The organism is Acinetobacter sp. LF10 (assembly GCF_048585715.1).
Taxonomy (GTDB): Bacteria; Pseudomonadota; Gammaproteobacteria; order Pseudomonadales; family Moraxellaceae; genus Acinetobacter.
Genome location: NZ_CP184160.1, coordinates 1 through 20966 on the forward strand (window position 1 = coordinate 1; position 20966 = coordinate 20966).

Consider the following 20966-nt stretch of genomic DNA (forward strand, 5'->3'; position numbering starts at 1 on the left):
ATGCTCTGGACAGACTGCTTAACTCGCTTGCGACAAGAGCTCTCTGACAACGTCTTTGCGATGTGGATTCGTCCTTTGGTTGCTGAAGAAGTTGACGGTGTGATGCGTTTATATGCACCTAATCCATATTGGACACGTTATATTCAAGACAACCATTTAGAGTTAATTTCAATTCTTGCTGAGCAATTATCGGAAGGTCGAGTACGTCAGGTTGAAATCTTGGTTGATTCGCGTCCAGGTACTATTTTGTCTTCTCATGAGCAACCTGCAACCACGACTGCGGCTTTAAGTAACACCTCAACCACTCCAATTGTTCCTATTAAAGCTAAGAAAGAAACTGATTTGGTGCAACCAAGTCAAAATGTCACGAAAATACCAAAGAAAAGACAACTCAACCCATTATTTACATTCTCTTTATTTGTTGAAGGCCGTTCTAACCAAATGGCTGCTGAGACTTGCCGTAAGGTATTAACCCAATTAGGCGCATCTCAGCACAATCCTTTATTTTTATATGGTCCAACAGGTTTGGGTAAAACACACTTGATGCAAGCCGTAGGGAACGCACTTTTACAAGCCAAACCGAATGCACGTGTCATGTATATGACCTCGGAAAGTTTTGTACAAGACTTTGTCAGTTCATTGCAGAAAGGTAAGGTTGAAGAGTTTAAGAAAAATTGTCGTTCTTTAGATTTATTGTTGGTTGATGATATTCATTTGCTTGCTGGTAAAGAAGCAAGTCTTGTTGAATTCTTTTATACATTCAACGCCTTATTAGACGAATCTAAACAAATTATTTTAACTTCAGACCGTTATCCAAAAGAACTCACGGAACTGGATCCGCGTTTGGTTTCCCGATTCTCTTGGGGATTATCTGTTGGTGTTGAGCCACCAGATATTGAAACCCGTATCGAAATTTTGCTAAAAAAAGCTGAAAATAGTGGGGTAGATTTGCCACGAAATTGTGCTTTATTCATTGCACAACAAGTGGTCGCAAACGTTCGTGAACTTGAAGGTGCCCTCAATAAGGTGGTGGCCATCTCACGTTTTAAAGGCACTGCGATTGATTTGGATGTGGTGCGCGAGTCATTAAAAGATGTTTTAGCGATTCGTGCACGCACCATTAGTGTGGAAAATATTCAGCGTGTCGTCAGTGAATATTTCCGCATCCCATTAAAAGAATTAATTGGACCTAAGCGTACCCGTATTTATGCACGTCCGCGCCAATTAGCGATGGGGCTAGCTCGAGAGCTAACAGGGGATAGTTTTCCTGAGATTGGAATGGCATTTGGTGGTCGTGATCATAGTACCGTGATGCATGCCTGCGAAAAAGTGGTCAGCTTGCGAGAACAAGATCCAATTTTTAATGAAGATTATAAAAACTTACTTCGACTGTTACAAAGTTAATCTATTTTTCAGAGTTGCAAACTACTTTTAACTGCAGCATAGTACACTGCTAACATTCATATCAGCTTCTGTTGTAAGAGGAATAAAATCGTGCGTTTGAAAATCGCTAAAGAAAGTTTAATCAATGTTTTATCACATGTGGTGGGGGCTGTTGAGCGTCGCCATACCTTGAATATTCTTTCAAATGTCAAAATTCAAACCACTCAACAGGCCTTAACGATTACGGGTTCTGATTTAGAAGTTGAATTAGTCGCAAGCACAACTTTATCTGAAGGTGCTTGTTTAGAGGTAGGAGAAACAACAGTTCCTGCACGTAAACTCGTTGAAATCTGTAAATCCCTTCCGACAGCAGCCTTGATTGATTTGCAAATAACAGAAGACCAACGCTGTATTTTAAAATCAGGCAATAGCCGTTTCGTATTAGGTACCCTTCCAGCAGAAGATTATCCATTACTCACGACTGACAATAGTCAAGGTACTCAGGTTCAAGTCACTCAGCGTGAATTAAAACGTTTATTTGAAAAAACAGCCTTTGCGATGGCAGTTCAAGATGTACGTTTTTACTTAACCGGTACTTTGTTGGAAATTGATCAAAATCAATTGCGTACAGTAACAACAGATGGTCATCGTTTAGCTTTGTGTGAAGTTGCTGCTTCATCAACTGCATCTGCACCGATTCAAGCGATCGTACCTCGTAAAGCGGTTGGCGAGTTACAACGTTTACTGAGTATTGAAGATGAACAGTTGACCCTGTTGATTGGACGTGAATTGTTGAATGTCACCATCAATACGCCAAGCCGTGATAAAGAGCAGGGCGATATTACCGTGCGTTTCACCACGAAGTTAATCGATGGAAAGTTCCCTGATTATCGCCGTGTGATTCCTAAAAATGGTGATAAGCATGTCTCTATCGCTCATGATGTCTTTAAGCAATCTTTACAACGTGTTGCCATTTTAAGTAATGAAAAACTTCGTGGTGTTTTCTTGAATTTTAATCAAGATTCATTGCAGTTGCGTGCCAATAACCCAGAACAAGATGAGGCGGTCGAAGATATTGCAATTCAATATCAAGATGCACCTTTAGAAATGTCATTTAATGCGCAATATATCCTTGAAGTACTTGGTGTGCTGGATGGTGATGACGTGAAAATGAGCATGAGTGAAGCCAATCAGTCGGTGCTTGTTCAAGATCCAGCGCATCCTGATCAAACCTATGTCGTGATGCCAATGCGAGTTTAATGAAGATTGATGTTTGAGTTCTAAAGCATGCAAATCACGCGTTTAAATATCGAACGTGTACGTAATTTAAAGACGGTTGCACTCCATGAGTTGCAACCGTTTAATATTTTTTACGGCGCAAATGGTTCTGGAAAAACTTCAGTTCTAGAGGCTATTCATTTACTAGCAACAGGGCGTTCATTTCGCACCCATATTCCAAAACATTACATTCAATATGAAGCAGGGGATGCGATTGTTTTTGCGCAATCTGCCACTGAACGTATTGGTATGCAGAAGTTGGCTTCGGGCGAACAGGTGATTAAGGTCAATGGCGATACCATTGCGACTCAAGGTCAACTGGCAAAATTATTACCTTTACAGCATATCGATCCACAAAGTACCGATATTATTGATCATGGCGCAAAGCCAAGACGACAATTATTAGACTGGTTAATGTTCCACGTGGAACCTGAATTCTATTTTGCATGGCAGTATTATTCTCGCGCACTTAAACAACGGAATAGTTTACTCAAAACACGGCGTAATCTGACTTTGGCTGATTTAGAGCCTTGGAATAAAATGCTCAGTGATTATGGTGAAATGTTGCATTCACAGCGGGTCAGTATCGTTGAGCAATGGAACCAATTTTTCCATGAAGATTTAAAAATCCTGCTACCTAATCTTGAGATAGAACTGGAATACAATCCTGGTTTTCATACTGAGCAAGGTCTATTGCAAGACTTGGTTCAGCAGCATCAAAAAGATCTGGATCGGCGTTATACTGAGTATGGTCCGCATCGTGCTGATTTACGTTTAAAAACACCTTTTGGCAATGCTGATGATGTACTCTCTCGTGGGCAAAAAAAGTTGTTAATCATGGCATTAAAACTGTCACAAATTGCAATGCTACATGCGAGTAATAAGGAAACTGTGGTATTATTAGATGATCTGACAGCAGAGTTAGATGAGACCGCACAACAACGGTTAATTGAGCGATTGAGTCAGTTAGGAAGTCAAGTTTTTATGACCACCTTAGACCATGCGTCGGTATTAAAACACTTACAGGATTTGTCGATTTCTTTTCAATTATTCCACGTTGTTCACGGTCAAGTCAGTCTTGCTGCACTATAATTTTATTTCCTCATTTTTGGATAGATTAATATTTACTAGGGAGTAACCATGAGTTCAGAGTCTCAATCAGTCTCTCAAACAGAACAATCAAATGAAAAAGCTTATGATTCCTCTAGTATCAAAGTTTTACGTGGATTAGACGCGGTTCGTAAACGTCCTGGTATGTATATCGGTGACACTGATGATGGTACAGGTTTACACCATATGGTGTTTGAGGTGGTGGATAATGCCATCGATGAAGCATTAGCTGGTCATTGTGATGAAATTTTAGTCACGATTCATGAAGATGAATCTGTCAGTGTGTCGGATAATGGTCGTGGTATTCCAACAGATATTCACCCAGAAGAGGGGATATCTGCGGCAGAAGTGATTTTGACCATTCTGCATGCAGGTGGTAAGTTTGATGATAATAGCTATAAGGTGTCAGGCGGTTTACACGGTGTAGGTGTTTCAGTTGTAAATGCTTTATCAAAAAAATTACAACTTACGATTTATCGCGCTGGACAAATTCACGAGCAAGAATATCAGCATGGTGATTCACAATATCCATTACGTGTGATTGGTGAAACAGATAAATCGGGTACAACAGTTCGTTTTTGGCCAAGTGAGCTAACGTTTAGCCAAACTATTTTTAGTGTCGATATTTTGGCACGTCGTTTAAGAGAGCTATCTTTCTTGAATGCTGGTGTTCGAATCGTTTTGCGTGATGAGCGTGTCAATCTTGAGCATGTTTATGACTATGAAGGCGGTTTATCTGAATTCGTTAAATATATTAACGAAGGTAAACACCATTTAAACGATATTTTCCATTTTACCGTTGATGCTGATAATGGCATCGGGGTAGAAGTCGCGTTACAGTGGAACGATAGTTACCAAGAAAATGTACGTTGCTTTACAAATAATATTCCGCAAAAAGATGGTGGTACACACCTTGCAGGTTTCCGTGCTGCATTGACTCGTGGCTTAAACAGCTACATGGAAAATGAAAGTTTATTGAAAAAAGAAAAAGTTGCTGTGACTGGTGACGATGCACGTGAAGGTTTAACTGCAATTATTTCAGTGAAAGTACCTGATCCTAAATTCTCTTCACAAACCAAAGAAAAATTGGTTTCGAGCGAAGTAAAACCTGCGGTAGAGCAGGCCATGAACAAAGAGTTTTCTGCTTATTTACTGGAAAATCCACAAGCAGCGAAATCGATTGCAGGTAAGATCATTGATGCGGCGCGTGCGCGTGATGCAGCGCGTAAAGCACGAGAAATGACCCGTCGTAAGAGTGCATTAGATATTGCTGGTTTACCGGGTAAATTGGCAGACTGTCAGGAAAAAGATCCAGCATTGTCTGAATTGTATCTAGTCGAGGGTGACTCTGCGGGCGGAAGTGCGAAGCAAGGTCGTAACCGTAAGATGCAAGCGATTTTGCCGCTGAAAGGTAAAATTCTAAATGTCGAACGTGCACGTTTTGACAAGATGATTTCCAGTCAGGAAGTAGGTACTTTGATTACCGCTTTGGGTTGTGGGATTGGACGTGAAGAATACAATCCAGACAAATTACGTTATCACAAAATCATTATCATGACCGATGCGGACGTGGATGGTTCACATATTCGGACCTTGTTATTGACCTTCTTCTTCCGTCAAATGCCAGAATTGGTTGAGCGTGGATATATTTATATTGCACAGCCACCATTGTATAAGTTGAAGAAAGGTAAGCAAGAACAGTACATCAAAGATAATGATGCACTTGAAACTTATCTGATTTCCAATGCGATTGATGAACTTGCATTACATGTCAGCGCTGAAGCACCAGCGATTAATGGTGCGGCATTAGCGAGCGTTATTGCTGACTACCAAGTGTCGCAAAAGAGCTTACAACGCCTCACTCAACGTTATCCTGCAAGTTTGTTGGATGGTTTACTTGAGATTGATGCATTTAAAACAGATCACAATCATGAACGTGACTATGTTGAATCATGGGCTGAGCAATTACGTGTTGCAATTGAAACATTACAACCAAGCTTACGCCCTGAGATTACATTAGAAGCGTTTGAACGTGAAAATGCACAAGGTGAGAAATCAGCACATTATTGGCCACGTGTCACTGTCTATGTACACAACTTACCGCATTCGTATTTACTCGATGCTGGTCTGTTAAATTCTGCTGAATATGCGCGTTTACTGAAGAACTCGAAGAGCTGGTTCAAGTTGCTTGAAGAAGGCGCTTATCTGCAAAAAGGCGAGCGTCGTATTCAGGTAAGTAATTTCCATCAAGTATGGCAACACATTTTACAAGACTCGCGCCGTGGCATGATGATCCAACGCTATAAAGGTTTGGGTGAGATGAATGCTGAGCAGCTTTGGGAAACCACAATGGATCCTGAAAATCGTAATATGTTGCAAGTGACTATTGATGATGCGATTGAAGCAGACCGCATGTTCTCATGCTTAATGGGTGATGATGTCGAGCCACGTCGTGCATTCATTGAAGAAAATGCATTGAATGCAGATATTGATGCTTAATTAAGATTGAGCATTAATTTCTAGGGATGGAATAAATGAAAAAATTGATAATTAGTTTGCTGATCAGTTCTGCTGCTATCCTGAGTCAAAATACGATGGCAGCTGATTTAGACACAGATATGTGGGCTTTAGCTAAAAACTATAAAGCCTTCAAGAAAGCTGAAAATACATCAGATGCCTTAAAGTCGTTGGATGCAATGAGGTTTGCAGCCAATGATGCTAAACAGTTTGTTCCAAACAAGCTTAAATCTTTAGCAAAAGATGATGTTCAGGTCGTTGGGTATCAGGCTGGTTTAGATGCTTTAATTGCAGAAATTGATAAAACAGCAATACTGGTTCAAGCAAATCAGCTAGATCAAGCAAAAATTGAAGCAAAGAATTTACTTACAATTCGGGATGAAAATCATAAGAAATTTAAGTAAATTTATTGTTTAGATACATGATGATGCGTCATGAATAAGGCGATGGGTCGCAGCCCATCGCCTTGTTTTTTCTAAATGCTTCGTTTCACGTGGAACATCACTGGTTTTTTTATTTATCGACTAAATCACCGACTTGGATCAATGCATGCCCAAATAAATAACCAGCAGTAACAAGCACACTAATCCATAATAGCGCACCTAAGATATTATAAATTACGAAATGAGTATAATTCATAGCACTAGAACCAGCTGCTAAAGGTGCAAAAGAACGCGCAAATGGGATAAAACGAGCCAATAAAATGGTTTTTCCGCCATGTTTTAAGAAAAATGTGTTGGTTTTTTTTAGATATTCTTGTTTGATAAATCGAGATTCCATCTTAAAAATACGATCACCAAAATGACGACCAATGTGATAATTCACCATGTAGCCTAAAGCCGCAGCTATAAAAAGTAAGCTAATCATATAACCGAGATGCATAAACTCAATGACTGAACATAAAGCGCCTACGGTGAGTAAAAGACTATCGCCTGGTAAAAAGAACATAAACACAAAGGCGGTTTCTGAAAAGATAATCAAAAAGAGGATCGCATAAATCCATAAGCCATATTCTTGAATTAAAATGGGAAGAATATGTTCAAAGTTAAAAATAAAATCTAAAGAATTCATTCAGTTTGTATGATCCAAAATAGAGTACTCACCAAATTGAAGTACAAAAATATAAAATGAACTTAGTTCTCAATGCGCATTTAAAAGTAATAACTTTAAAATGATAGAGTTGAGTATATCTAGCCTGAACCTAAAGCTCAATTTTATGAGAAAATTCCAATTTAGACCTTATCTGAAATGATTGGCGGAATCATGACATTTTTAGCAGGATTCTTAGTATTTTTTAGTATCTTAGAAAACTGTAAGGTGGTCTTTTCCTCTGTGATGAGATAATGCCTAATTCATCATTGAGATAGAATTAGGCATTTTTTTTAGACTTCGAAAGAACTTTCTAGCTCTTCGAGTTCCATCATGAGTTCTAATAATTGCTCTTCATACTGTTCTAACTTTACTTTAAGCTCATTTTGTTCATCCATGAGTTTCATTAGATCATCTTTTCGATTGGCTTCGTATAAAGCACTGTCTGCCAAAGCATGTTCAATAGTGGCTAAGCGAGGCTGAACTTTCTCAATTTGCGCTTCAACTTTCTCAATATTTTTTCGAATAGGACGAGTTATTTCACGACGACGAGCCGCTTCTTTACGTTGCGCTTCTTTGTCTACTTTTGTTGCTGAGGTTTGAGGACTTGCTGTTTGCTGCTGTTGTGTATTTTGTGCATTGATTTGTTGTTGGCGTGCTTCACGTAACCATTTCGCATAGTCTTGTAAATCACCCTCAAATTCAGTGCATTGACCTGCATGAACCAAAAGTAAGTCATCACATACACTGGCAATTAATTGGCGTTCGTGTGAAACTAAGACCACTGCACCATCGAAATCTTGTAGAGCCATACTTAAAGCATGGCGCATATCTAAGTCTAAATGGTTGGTCGGTTCATCTAGAATGAGTACATTTGGACGTTGCCACACGATGAGGGCTAAAGCTAAGCGAGCACGTTCGCCACCTGAAAAACTTTCACACGGCGTATCCATACGTTCGCCACTAAAACCAAAACCACCTAAAAATGACCGTAAAGTAGCTTCACTGATTTTTCGATCAGCTATGCGAGCCAACTGTAGCATAGGGCTAGCATTGGCATCTAAGGCATCCATTTGATGTTGAGCAAAGTAGCCAATATTTAACAGTTCAGAAGCTTTTCGTTCGCCTGCGAGCAGTGGTAAATCACCCACTAAAGTTTTGATCAGCGTTGATTTACCCGCGCCATTCATCCCTAATAAGCCAATACGTGAACTTGGTGTGATTTGCAGACGAATCTTTTCTGCAATTATTTTGTCACCATAACCAATAGTCGCTGCATCTAGACTAAGGAGTGGTGAACTCATTTTCGTGGGTTCGCGGAAACTAAAGGTAAATGGCGTATCGACATGGGCAGGTGCAAGTTGTTGCATGCGTTCCAACTGTTTGATACGGCTTTGCGCTTGGCGAGCCTTAGTTGCTTGGGCTTTAAAGCGGTCAATATATTTTTGAATATGTGCGCGTGTTTCGAGTTGCTTTTCATAAGCTTGTTGTTGTTGTGCCAAACGTTCTGCACGAGTGGTTTCAAAGGTCGAGTAGTTCCCTGTATATAAGGTTAACTCTTGATTTTCGATATGCAGAATATGGTCGGTAATTGCATCTAAAAAGTCACGATCATGCGAAATGAGGACTAACGTTCCTTCATAAGCTTTAAGCCAATCTTCTAACCATAAAATCGCATCTAAATCCAAATGGTTAGTCGGTTCATCCAGTAACAGGAGATCTGAACGGCTCATCAAGGTACGTGCTAAGTTTAAACGCATCCGCCAACCACCTGAGAAGCTTGCGACATTTAAACGGATTTGATGGTCAAGAAATCCTAAACCTGCCATTAATTGGGCTGCTTTAGCCGGTGCTGCATAACCATGAATTTCATCAAATCGACCATGTAATTTGGCTAAATCATCATTACTCAGTTGATCTGGATGAGCTAATTTTTCTTGAATATCCCAATATTCTTCGTCACCAGACAAAACAAAATCAATTGCTGGCATTTCTAAGGCTTTAATTTCCTGAGCCATGTGCGCCACAGTCCATACCGCAGGACGGGTTAGATTACCTTCGTCAGCAACCACGCCACCTAAGAAAGCGGAAAAGAGTGTTGATTTACCTGCACCATTCACGCCAGTAAGACCAATTTTCCAGCCAGGGTGAAGCTGCATCGATGCTTTTTGAAATAGGACTCGCCCACCACGGCGTAAAGAAACTTGGTCAAATTGAATCATGAGTCTGCAAGGTCGCAAAGAGATAGCTGCATTTTAAGGTGATCGCCCATGAATGCAAATTTTTATATTACAGATCAAACTGATCGAATTAAATCATTCAATCAATAAAAAAATAGAGCAAAAGCTCTACTTTTGTCATGCAAATCAGATTATTATTTAGTTTATATGAAAAAATAAGTAACAAGACTAGAAAGATAGAAACAGGATTATGAATGAAGAATGGAATTCTTGCATTAGGGGCGATGCTACTTTTGGGTTTAAACACTCAGGTAAATGCCTCAACCACAATTTGTGTTTTCGATTTATTGGGTAAGTCTGGTGAAGCATACAAAGCCATGGAGGAATGGGCACTGGCTGCAAAAACATGGCGCGCTGACATTCATTTAATTAGCTATCAAAGTGAAGCACAAGCTGAGAATGATTTTGAACAAGGCAAATGCGATGGCGTATACATGACGTCTATGCGTGCGCGTAGTTATAACAAATTTGCAGGTTCTGTCGATGCGATTGGTGCTGTACCGAGTTATGCGATTGCACAAAAAGCCATTAGTTTTGCCTTAGATAAGCGTAATCAACGTCGTCTGACCAGTAGTATAGGTAATCAGGTCTACGAAGTTGTCGGTATATCACAAATTGGTCTGGCTTATATTTTCGTTAAAGATAAAAAAATGGATACCATTGAGCAAATCAAGGGTAAAAAATTTGCTGTTCTCGCCCATGACGAAGCACAGAAAATCGTTGTGAAAAGCCTTGGTGGGCAAGCGGTCCTTTCAGACATTTCCGATATCGCTAAAAAATTTAACAATGGCCAAGCCGATATTATGGCCGCACCAGCTTATGCCTATAAACCATTAGAACTCTTTAAAGGTTTGGGAAATGATGGGGCAATTATTACTTTTCCAGCTGTCAACATGACCATGGATTTGATTATTCGTCCTGAAAAATTCTCAAGCAACTTTGGTCAAAATTCGAGAAATTGGTTCTTGAATCGTTTGAATAATAATTTTGCATTAATCCAAAGAATCGAGGCTGAACTACCAGCGAAATATAAAATTAATCTGAGCAATGAAGACAAAATGCGTTATCAGCAAATTTTGCGTGAAGCTCGAATTGGTTTAATTAAAAAGGGGATTTACGACGCCAGTATGATGAACGTTTTAAAGCGTGCCCGTTGTACTGTAGAACGTACCAATTTTGAATGTACCCTCGGTGGAGAATAATTTTTTAGTTTTTTGTGTGTTTGATAATTTGATTTTTTGCAGGGAAACGAAATGAAAAAGGGGTTGTTTGTTTTGGCTGGCTTAGCACTTATGGGTATGAGTGCAACTGGTCAAGTTCAGGCTAAACAAAATGTATGTGTATTTGATTTACTTGGTAAAGCAGGTGAAACATTTAAAATTACTGAAGAATGGGCAATTGCAGCTAAAGGATGGCAAGCAGATATTCGTTTGCTCTCTTATCAAGATGAAGCAAAAGCGCAAAATGATTTTGAGGCGGGTAAATGTGATGCTGTTTATATGACCTCGATGCGTGCTCGTAAGTACAATCGTTTTGCAGGGTCGATTGATGCAATTGGTGGGGTTACAAATAATCATGTCGCACAAAAAGCGATTAGTTTTGCTTTGGACAAGAGAAATAAGCGTCGTTTATTGGCAAATGTCGATAATCAGAATTATGAAGTTGCGGGTATTTTACAATTTGGTTTGGCATATGTATTTGTACACGACCGCAATTTAAATACGATCGAAAAGGCAAAGGGTAAAAAGTTTGCCTACTTGCAATACGATATTGCACAAAAAGAGATTGTTGATAGTTTGGAAATGGTTTCCGTGCCTTCTGAAATCTCAGATTTTGTTAAAAAATTTAATAACTATCAGGTAGATGTGATTGCTTCGCCAGCTTATGCATATAAACCCTTAGAAATTGAGCGAGGAATTTCAAAAGGTGGTGCAATGTTTTCGTTTCCTGTAGTCAACATTACGGGTGATTTGATTATTCGTCCAGAGAAATTCCCAGCGAATTTTGCTGCACAATCAAGAGAGTGGTATGTTGATCAATTACCAAGAAGTTTTGCATTAGTGAAACGTCTCGAAAATGGGATTCCAAATAAATATAAGTTGAATCTTCCGAAGGAAGACGAAGTGCGTTACCAGAAAATTTTACGAGAAGGCCGTATTCGTTTAACCAAACAAGGAGTCTACGATCCAATTATGATGAGTGTATTAAAACGTGCTCGTTGTACAGTAGAAAGAACAAGTTTTGAGTGTTCTTTAGGAGGCGAATAATTCGCTTTTGTAATCTAAGTTAAATGGAGTGATTATTTTTGATAAATGATCACTCCATAAAACATTTGTGAAAATGTGATTTGGGTTGTAAAAAAACATAAAAAACCGGCTTATGTCGATAAATACACTAGGTTTTTAGGCAGAATTTGACTATATTTGTCTCAATTTGGCGTAAAAATATGCAAAAACAGCAAATAAGGGAAAACAAGATGAAAAAAGGAATTTGGGCATTGAGTGCTGCGACTCTATTTGTTATGACCACTCCTGTACAGGCAAAACAAGAAATTTGTGTATTTGATCTATTGGGAAAAGCTGGCGAATCTTACAAACTTGTTGAAGAGTGGAAGCTTGCCTCAAAAACATGGCAAGCTGATGTTGAGCTGATCCCTTATCAAGATGAAGAAAAAGCAGAGAAAGATTTTGATGCGGGTAAATGTGACGGGGTTTATATGACTTCGATGCGTGCTCGTAAATATAATAAATTTGCAGGATCGGTTGATGCTGTAGGCGCGGTGACTAGCAATGCGATTGCACAGAAAGCAATTACTTATGTGCTTGATAAGCGTAACCAACACCGTTTAACTGCAACAACCAATGGTGAAAAATACGAAGTTGTTGGTATTATTCAAGTTGGCTTAGCCTATATTTTCGTACGTGATAAAAATATAGATACGATTGAAAAGGCCAAAGGCAAAAAATTTGCGTATTTACATTATGATCAAGCGCAAAAAACGATTGTTGAAAGCATAAATCTTGTTGCTGTGCCCTCTGATATTTCAGATTTTGTGAAGAAGTTTAACAGTGGTCAGGTTGATGTAATTGCTGCACCAGCATATGCATATAAACCTTTAGAGATTAATAAAGGTTTAGCAAATGGTGCATTATTTAATTTTCCAGTTGTGAACATCACGGGAGATTTAATTATTCGCCCTGAGCAATTCCCGAGTGGTTTTGGTACCCAATCTCGACAATGGTTCGTGAACAAATTGCCAAGTAACTTCGCAATGGTACAGCGCTTAGAAGCGGGTATGAATGCGAAAAGAATTACATTGTCTAGTGAAGATAAAATTCGCTATCAAAAAATGTTGCGTGATGGGCGAATGAATTTGACCAGACAAGGGGTCTACGATGCCAGCATGATGAACGTCCTCAAACGAGCACGTTGTACGGTTGAACGCACTAACTTTGAATGTTCTTTGAGTGCCGAATAGTTATAGTTTTGTTCCTGAATTTATAAATTGATTAACAAAAGTCATCACTTATCACAAATATGTTTATGAAAATAAGTGAATGAGATAAAACAGGACAAAAAGTAAACATTATTGACATAAAAATAGAGCACAAGCTCTATTTTTTTTTGAAAAACATGATTAATATTTGCTTCGAACAAGGAGACAAACATAAAGTTTGTGGAAGGATGAAAAATATGAAAAAAATTGCGTTAGCTATTGCAGCAACTTCAATCTTAGGTGTATCTGCTTCTACTCAAGCAGCAATTGATGTGTGTGTATTCGACTTATTAGGAAAGTCAGGTGAATCATACAAAATGATGCAGGACTGGGCACTTGCAGCAAAAGGCTGGGGCGCTGATGTAAACCTTCTTGCGATTACAGATGAACAAGTCGCTGATAATAACTTTAAAGCGGGTAAATGTGCTGCTGTAGCAATGACAGCGATGCGTGCTCGTCCATATAACAAGTTTGCGGGTTCTATTGACTCTTTAGGCGGTGCGCCAAGTAATGAGATCGCTCAACGTGCGATTACTTATGTTCTAGATGAACGTAATGCTGCAAAAATGGTAACTAACCTTGGTGGTAATAAATACGAAGTTGCTGGTATTGCTCCATTAGGCGCTGCTTACATTTTCGTGCGTGATAAGAGTATTAACTCAATCGAAAAAGCAGCGGGTAAAAAATTCGCAGTATTGGGTTATGACGATGCGCAAAAAATTATGGTACAACGCGTAGGAGCACAAGCGGTACTTTCTGATATTTCTAACTTTGCTGCTAAATTTAACAATGGCCAAGTAGATATGGTAGGCGCTCCTGCTTATGCATATAAGCCATTAGAGTTGAGCAAAGGCTTAGGCGCTAATGGTGCAATGTTTAACTTCCCTGTATTACAAGTGACTGCGGATCTTGTGTTACGCCCAGAAAAATTCCCAGCTGGTTTTGGCCAAAAATCTCGTGATTATTTTGTGAAGCAACTTCCAAAAGCTTTCGCAATGATCAAGCGTTATGAAGCTGAAATCCCAGCAAAATACAAAATGAACTTAACTGCTGAAGACAAGTTAAAATATCAAAAATTAATGCGTGATGGTCGTTTAGAAATGACTAAACGTGGTATTTATGATGCTGGTATGATGTCAGTATTGAAGAAAGCACGTTGTTCAGTAGACAAAGCTAACTTTGAATGTGCATTACCAGGTGAATAATCATCAAATGCTATAAAAGTAACTTAAGGCCTAGATTTTTCTAGGCTTTTTGTTTTTAAGTGCTTGTCATTTAAGTCATTGTCTTTATGTGAAAATATCGCAATCATACCCATATAAAAACAAATGAAATCGATAAGATTTAAAAATATGTTTTAATCAGGAAGATTAAAAACGACTGTATTTAAACATATATTCATTTGAAGACCCTATCAGGATAGAACGTTGCTCTTCATATACATAAATGTTTCGCAACAAAACAATATAGATGCAAAGGAAAAAATAATATGCAATGGTTTAAAACACTCCTACTCGTAACGGGTATAGCAGCAGTATCTGCTGGAGCTCAAGCAAAACAAACAATGTGTGTATTTGACATCGTAGGCAAAAGCGGTGATGTGTATGCATTAATGAAAGATTATCAGCTTGCAGCTAAAACTTGGGGTGCAGATATTGAACTCAAAGTGGCAACGAATGAAGCTGTAATTGCTGAAGATTTTAAAGCAGGGAAATGTGATGGCGTCAGTATCACAGGCATGCGAGGCCGCCAATTCAATCCATTTACAGGCTCATTAGATGCAATTGGTGCTATCACCGACCTTAAGCTTGCTGTAAAAGTGATGCAAGGTTTAGCCAGTCCAACTTTTGCCAAAGCGATGGTCAATGGTAAATATGAAGTGGCTGGTGTAATTCCGATTGGTGATGCATATTTATTAGTAAACGACCGTAATATCAATACTGTTGCAAAAGCTGCAGGTAAAAAAATTGCGGTTTTAGACTATGATGAAGCACAAAAAATTATGGCTTCACAAGTGGGTGCTCAAGCTGTAAGTTCAGATATTACTAATTTTGGTGCTAAATTTAATAATGGTCAGGTTGATATTATTGGTGCACCTGCTGCCGCGTTTAAACCATTAGAACTTTACAAAGGTTTAGGTACTAAAGGGGCAATTGTCAATTATCCAATTTTACAGGTAACAGGTAACTTAATTATTCATCCTGATAAATTCCCAGAAGGTTTTGGTCAAAAATCAAGAGAATGGGTGAAGGCACAATTGCCACGTGCTTTTGGTATCTTGGGTAAAATGAAAGCGGATATTCCACAAAAATACTGGATGGAAGTACCTCCTGCTGATAAACCTGGCTATCAAAAATTAATGCGTGAGGCACGTATTAACCTTACAGCAAAAGGAATTTACGATAAGCGTATGATGAAGTTGTTATGGCAATTCCGTTGTCGCGAAGATGCCAAAAATTTTGAATGTGCTTTACAGGAAGAGAATTATAAATAATCTGTTAAAAAGTCCTTAATCGCACTTTAAACTTCAAATACAGACCCGATATTGAGTATGCTATACTGAATATCGGGTCTTTTATTTATGAAAGACGTATTGAAGTCTGAGGAATATCTACCATGAATGCCCAAGCTCTTGAATTGTCAGATAATGCTGCCAACAAAGTTCGCCAATTACGCGAAAGTGAAGGGAATAACGACTTGATGTTACGTGTTTATGTAACGGGTGGTGGATGCTCAGGCTTTTCTTATGGTTTTAATTTCGCTGAAAGTGTTAATGAAGATGATGCTGAATTTACCAATGGCGACGTTAAAATGTTAGTTGATTCACTTAGCTATCAATACTTAGTTGGCTCAGTGGTTGATTATCTTGAAGGGCTTGAAGGTTCTCGCTTCGTGGTACAAAACCCGAATGCAACGACAACTTGCGGTTGTGGATCATCTTTCTCGATTTAATAGATTCTAATAATAAAAAAGCTTCTCAATTTGAGAAGCTTTTTTATTATTTACACCATCGTAATTGTACCCAAAATACGATCACCTGATGCGCCTGTTACAGCGGGTAAATTACCGCTAAGTTGTTCAACGAAACGCATGGCTAACCATGCAAACGCCGTCGCTTCGACCCATGTCGGTGCCAAACCAAGGGCATCCGTGGTTTGTACTGACCAATTGTGTTTGCGTAAGCGCCAACGTAATTGTTCCAATAAATAAGAATTATAAGCACCGCCACCACAAACGTAGAGTTCGCCTGTTTCCATGCTAGAACGATAGACTGCTTTTTGAATTGCCCTTACGGTAAGTTTCAGTAAGGTCGCTTGAATATTTTCAGGCGTATCTTCTAGTTCGTCATAGGTTAAATCATTGCGCCAATCGATCAGTTGATCATCTAACCAATCAATATTAAAGTCTTCGCGACCTGTACTTTTTGGAGGTTCTTTCGAAAAGTATTCGTGTGAGTGCAGTCGATCTAATAGGGAACGTATTGGATGGCCATAAGCAGCCCAGTCGCCATTTTCATCGTATGGATGCCCTGTATGACGATGACACCATGCATCCATTAACATATTTGCAGGGCCTGTATCAAAGCCATAAACACCGTCAAGGTCATTTGCAGGCAACATACTGACATTGGCAATACCGCCTAAATTCAAAATGACACGATGGATACTGTCATGCTGAAACAATGCTTGATGAAAAGCTGGTACTAAAGGAGCACCTTGCCCTCCTGCGGCCATATCACGACGCCGAAAATCAGAAACGACAGGGAGTTGAGTAATTTCAGTGATGATATTTGGATCACCAATTTGTAAGGTAAAGCCATGCTCAGGGCGATGACGAATAGTTTGCCCATGAGAACCAACCGCCTTGATTTGATTACGATCTAAATTGTTCTTTTCAATCAGCGTATTGATGCCATGTCCAATCATTTGTGCCAAAGCGACATCGGCTTTACCCATACGATCAATTTCATTGTCGTCCGGAAGCGTTAAAGCCATTAATTCATCACGTAATTCAGGCTCAAAAGGCACAGTCAGCGTGGCATGTAGTGTTAAAGGGTCAAATGAACTTGCAACAATATCAACACCATCCATGCTCGTGCCTGTCATTACACCAATATAGATCGCGCTCATATACAACTTATCCTGCAAGATGCTGAAAAAATGTTAGTATATCGCACAAATTGAATAACTGATGTGTTTAGGTTTTGTGATGTCAAATTTCTTGCCAGCCGAAGAACAGCTTGCTCTCATTCAACGAGGCACGCACGAGATTATCTCTGATGAAGATTTATTGAAAAAACTGAAAGAGAATCGTCCACTCCGTGTAAAAGCAGGCTTTGACCCAACGGCTCCTGATTTACACTTAGGACATACAGTTCTAATCAATAAATTAAAAACCTTCCAAGATTTGGGACATGAGGTTACTTTCTTGATTGGTGATTATACCGCCATGATCGGTGATCCAACGGGTAAAAGCGCAACGCGTCCGCCGTTGTCGCAAGAGCAAGTACTTGCCAATGCCAAGACTTATCAAGAACAAGTTTTTAAAATTTTAGATCCAAAGAAAACCAAAGTTCGTTTTAACTCAGAATGGTTTAGCCAAAAAACTGCGGCTGATTTAATTCAATTGGCAAGTCAGCAAACAGTATCACGTATGTTAGAGCGTGATGACTTTACTAAGCGCTATAATAACCATCAACCGATTGCGATTCATGAGTTCCTCTATCCATTGGTACAAGGTTATGACTCGATTGCGCTTGAAGCGGATGTTGAGTTAGGTGGTACAGACCAAACCTTTAACTTGCTCATGGGGCGTACTTTACAAGGTCGTTATGGTCAAGAATCACAAGTCTGCATTACTGTACCAATCCTTGAAGGTTTAGATGGTGTCAATAAGATGTCTAAATCTTTAGGCAACTATATTGGTGTATTTGACACCCCAGGTGCAATGTATCAAAAAATCCTGTCTATGCCAGATAGCTTGATTGAACGTTACTTTGATCTACTGAGCTTTAAGTCACTTGATGAAATCAAAGTCTTACTTGATGAAATGGCTGCGGGGCGTAACCCACAAGAAATCAAACGTATTTTGGCGCTTGAGTTGGTTGAACGTTTCCATGATGCAGAAGCAGCGGAAAATGCACATAAGAGCGCAGGTAACCGTGTAACTGAAGGTGAAGTGCCAGAAGATACCCCAGAAGTGACGATTTCTCGTGCTGAGTTTGGTGGTGAGTTATTTATTGCAACGATTCTTCGTGTTGCAGGTTTAAACCCAAATGCAGCTGCAGCGAAAGACGCCGTGGGTCGTGGTGCAGTAAAAGTTGATTGGAATGTGGTTGATATGAGCTACTCTGTAAAAGAAAATGTCACTTTAATCATTCAGTCAGGTAAAAAAGCCATTGCACGAGTGACTTTCACTGACTAAATCAAAATGAAAATAATAAAAAGCAGGCCATGAGCCTGCTTTTTATACATAAATAGCTGATAAAAACAACGAAAACACTGGTTTTGTAGAAAAAAGAAACATGCAAAAGAAAATAATAAAAAATGGGGTTGCACCTGATGTGAAATACTGTAGAATGCACATCCATCGGCGGTGATGCAGATAAAAACTTGTTGAGAAACAAGGGTTTGGCTAGAAGAGTTAGATTCTTGGATTGATTGGTGGGTTTTAAAAATATCGAAATTACCTGTTGACTTTAGTTTATATTAGAGTAACATAGCCGACCTAGCTTGATGATGACGAATCATCGAGAAGATCATTAAGAGAATAGAAGAACAACTTGTGTGGATTTTTACTGGTTGATCGATCGAAAATATTTCATTGATTGAATGGTAGAAATTTCTCGAAGTTTATTTGAGCGAATTTTTAGTCAGAAAATTGATGAGCCAAGATTTGTAGCCATAAGCTACTAATGATTTTAAACTGAAGAGTTTGATCATGGCTCAGATTGAACGCTGGCGGCAGGCTTAACACATGCAAGTCGAGCGGAGATGAGGTGCTTGCACCTTATCTTAGCGGCGGACGGGTGAGTAATGCTTAGGAATCTGCCATTTAGTGGGGGACAACATTCCGAAAGGAATGCTAATACCGCATACGTCCTACGGGAGAAAGCAGGGGATCTTCGGACCTTGCGCTAAATGATGAGCCTAAGTCGGATTAGCTAGTTGGTGGGGTAAAGGCCTACCAAGGCGACGATCTGTAGCGGGTCTGAGAGGATGATCCGCCACACTGGGACTGAGACACGGCCCAGACTCCTACGGGAGGCAGCAGTGGGGAATATTGGACAATGGGCGGAAGCCTGATCCAGCCATGCCGCGTGTGTGAAGAAGGCCTTTTGGTTGTAAAGCACTTTAAGCGAGGAGGAGGCTACTAGTATTAATACTACTGGATAGTGGACGTTACTCGCAGAATAAGCACCGGCTAACTCTGTGCCAGCAGCCGCGGTAATACAGAGGGTGCGAGCGTTAATCGGATTTACTGGGCGTAAAGCGTGCGTAGGCGGCTGATTAAGTCGGATGTGAAATCCCTGAGCTTAACTTAGGAATTGCATTCGATACTGGTCAGCTAGAGTATGGGAGAGGATGGTAGAATTCCAGGTGTAGCGGTGAAATGCGTAGAGATCTGGAGGAATACCGATGGCGAAGGCAGCCATCTGGCCTAATACTGACGCTGAGGTACGAAAGCATGGGGAGCAAACAGGATTAGATACCCTGGTAGTCCATGCCGTAAACGATGTCTACTAGCCGTTGGGGCCTTTGAGGCTTTAGTGGCGCAGCTAACGCGATAAGTAGACCGCCTGGGGAGTACGGTCGCAAGACTAAAACTCAAATGAATTGACGGGGGCCCGCACAAGCGGTGGAGCATGTGGTTTAATTCGATGCAACGCGAAGAACCTTACCTGGCCTTGACATACTAGAAACTTTCCAGAGATGGATTGGTGCCTTCGGGAATCTAGATACAGGTGCTGCATGGCTGTCGTCAGCTCGTGTCGTGAGATGTTGGGTTAAGTCCCGCAACGAGCGCAACCCTTTTCCTTACTTGCCAGCATTTCGGATGGGAACTTTAAGGATACTGCCAGTGACAAACTGGAGGAAGGCGGGGACGACGTCAAGTCATCATGGCCCTTACGGCCAGGGCTACACACGTGCTACAATGGTCGGTACAAAGGGTTGCTACCTAGCGATAGGATGCTAATCTCAAAAAGCCGATCGTAGTCCGGATTGGAGTCTGCAACTCGACTCCATGAAGTCGGAATCGCTAGTAATCGCGGATCAGAATGCCGCGGTGAATACGTTCCCGGGCCTTGTACACACCGCCCGTCACACCATGGGAGTTTGTTGCACCAGAAGTAGGTAGTCTAACCGCAAGGAGGACGCTTACCACGGTGTGGCCGATGACTGGGGTGAAGTCGTAACAAGGTAGCCGTAGGGGAACCTGCGGCTGGATCACCTCCTTAACGAAAGATTGACGATCGGTAAGAATCCACAACAAGTTGTTCTTCGAAGATGTATCTGAGGGTCTGTAGCTCAGTTGGTTAGAGCACACGCTTGATAAGCGTGGGGTCACAAGTTCAAGTCTTGTCAGACCCACCAAATCTGAAAGATATATCGTTCATTAAGTGATAAGCTGGGGACTTAGCTTAGTTGGTAGAGCGCCTGCTTTGCACGCAGGAGGTCAGGAGTTCGACTCTCCTAGTCTCCACCAAATTTGAGGATAAACAAAGCAACGCTTTGTCCGAGAATTTAAGCAAACAGCTATGCTGTGCGCAGGCACACATAGGATGAAGCTTGGAGCTAAGAAGATTATAGAGTTTAGTGAATACAGTCTAATTTGACTGGTTTATTAATCTC

Annotated in this window: 15 protein-coding genes, 2 tRNA genes and 1 rRNA gene; 15 read left to right on the forward strand and 3 right to left on the reverse strand. The window is 40.2% G+C overall.

Going from position 1 to position 20966, the window contains the following annotated elements:
- The 5 genes from dnaA to cybC all read left to right on the forward strand — a co-directional run bounded on the left by dnaA (position 1) and on the right by cybC (position 6692).
- A complete protein-coding gene (gene dnaA / locus ACN19N_RS00005; RefSeq protein ID WP_005219063.1) occupies positions 1 to 1404 on the forward strand; it encodes a chromosomal replication initiator protein DnaA in 1404 nt (467 codons plus the stop codon).
- Positions 1405 to 1494: 90 nt separating this feature from the next.
- A complete protein-coding gene (dnaN, locus tag ACN19N_RS00010; protein WP_420001730.1) occupies positions 1495 to 2643 on the forward strand; it encodes a DNA polymerase III subunit beta in 1149 nt (382 codons plus the stop codon).
- Between the two features lie 27 nt (positions 2644 to 2670).
- Entirely contained in the window at positions 2671 to 3753 is a 1083-nt protein-coding gene (gene recF / locus ACN19N_RS00015) for a DNA replication/repair protein RecF (RefSeq protein ID WP_420001731.1), read from the forward strand.
- 48 nt (positions 3754 to 3801) lie between these two features.
- Positions 3802 to 6270, forward strand: a complete 2469-nt coding sequence (gyrB, locus tag ACN19N_RS00020; protein ID WP_420001732.1) for a DNA topoisomerase (ATP-hydrolyzing) subunit B — start codon at positions 3802 to 3804, stop codon at positions 6268 to 6270.
- 35 nt (positions 6271 to 6305) lie between these two features.
- Positions 6306 to 6692, forward strand: a complete 387-nt coding sequence (gene cybC / locus ACN19N_RS00025) for a cytochrome b562 (RefSeq protein WP_293735377.1) — start codon at positions 6306 to 6308, stop codon at positions 6690 to 6692.
- 109 nt (positions 6693 to 6801) lie between these two features.
- On the opposite strand, the gene ACN19N_RS00030 is transcribed toward cybC, so the two are convergent.
- Together ACN19N_RS00030 and ACN19N_RS00035 are read right to left on the reverse strand one after the other, a co-directional pair.
- On the reverse strand, positions 6802 to 7359 hold the full coding sequence (locus ACN19N_RS00030) for a VTT domain-containing protein (RefSeq protein WP_293735375.1): 558 nt from the start codon (positions 7357 to 7359) through the stop codon (positions 6802 to 6804).
- Positions 7360 to 7670: 311 nt separating this feature from the next.
- Positions 7671 to 9599: an ATP-binding cassette domain-containing protein gene (locus tag ACN19N_RS00035; RefSeq protein ID WP_420001733.1), complete on the reverse strand. Its 1929-nt coding sequence runs from the start codon at positions 9597 to 9599 to the stop codon at positions 7671 to 7673.
- 212 nt (positions 9600 to 9811) lie between these two features.
- On the opposite strand from ACN19N_RS00035, the gene ACN19N_RS00040 reads away from it, so the two are divergent.
- The 6 genes from ACN19N_RS00040 (at position 9812) to erpA (ending at position 16065) form a co-directional block, all read left to right on the forward strand.
- The gene (locus ACN19N_RS00040; protein ID WP_420001734.1) at positions 9812 to 10819 is read left to right on the forward strand and encodes a putative solute-binding protein; all 1008 of its coding nucleotides are present in this window, start codon (positions 9812 to 9814) and stop codon (positions 10817 to 10819) included.
- A gap of 51 nt (positions 10820 to 10870) precedes the next feature.
- On the forward strand, positions 10871 to 11884 hold the full coding sequence (locus ACN19N_RS00045; protein WP_420001735.1) for a putative solute-binding protein: 1014 nt from the start codon (positions 10871 to 10873) through the stop codon (positions 11882 to 11884).
- 209 nt (positions 11885 to 12093) lie between these two features.
- A complete protein-coding gene (locus ACN19N_RS00050; RefSeq protein WP_269229241.1) occupies positions 12094 to 13095 on the forward strand; it encodes a putative solute-binding protein in 1002 nt (333 codons plus the stop codon).
- Positions 13096 to 13310: 215 nt separating this feature from the next.
- Entirely contained in the window at positions 13311 to 14318 is a 1008-nt protein-coding gene (locus ACN19N_RS00055; RefSeq protein ID WP_269229242.1) for a putative solute-binding protein, read from the forward strand.
- Between the two features lie 284 nt (positions 14319 to 14602).
- A complete protein-coding gene (locus ACN19N_RS00060; RefSeq protein ID WP_269229243.1) occupies positions 14603 to 15607 on the forward strand; it encodes a putative solute-binding protein in 1005 nt (334 codons plus the stop codon).
- A 122-nt stretch (positions 15608 to 15729) separates the two neighbouring features.
- A complete protein-coding gene (gene erpA, locus ACN19N_RS00065) occupies positions 15730 to 16065 on the forward strand; it encodes an iron-sulfur cluster insertion protein ErpA (protein ID WP_005158950.1) in 336 nt (111 codons plus the stop codon).
- A 50-nt stretch (positions 16066 to 16115) separates the two neighbouring features.
- Here erpA and ACN19N_RS00070 read toward each other — a convergent pair whose 3' ends face one another.
- A complete protein-coding gene (locus ACN19N_RS00070) occupies positions 16116 to 17243 on the reverse strand; it encodes an anhydro-N-acetylmuramic acid kinase (RefSeq protein ID WP_420001736.1) in 1128 nt (375 codons plus the stop codon).
- Positions 17244 to 17304: 61 nt separating this feature from the next.
- Here ACN19N_RS00070 and tyrS point away from each other — a divergent pair, with 61 nt between their 5' ends.
- The 4 genes from tyrS to ACN19N_RS00090 all read left to right on the forward strand — a co-directional run bounded on the left by tyrS (position 17305) and on the right by ACN19N_RS00090 (position 20820).
- Positions 17305 to 18537, forward strand: a complete 1233-nt coding sequence (gene tyrS, locus ACN19N_RS00075) for a tyrosine--tRNA ligase (protein WP_293735357.1) — start codon at positions 17305 to 17307, stop codon at positions 18535 to 18537.
- 498 nt (positions 18538 to 19035) lie between these two features.
- Positions 19036 to 20572: ribosomal RNA gene (locus ACN19N_RS00080) — 16S ribosomal RNA — on the forward strand.
- A 59-nt stretch (positions 20573 to 20631) separates the two neighbouring features.
- A tRNA-Ile gene (locus tag ACN19N_RS00085) sits at positions 20632 to 20708 on the forward strand.
- A 36-nt stretch (positions 20709 to 20744) separates the two neighbouring features.
- A tRNA-Ala gene (locus tag ACN19N_RS00090) sits at positions 20745 to 20820 on the forward strand.
- The last annotated feature ends 146 nt before the right edge of the window (positions 20821 to 20966 follow it).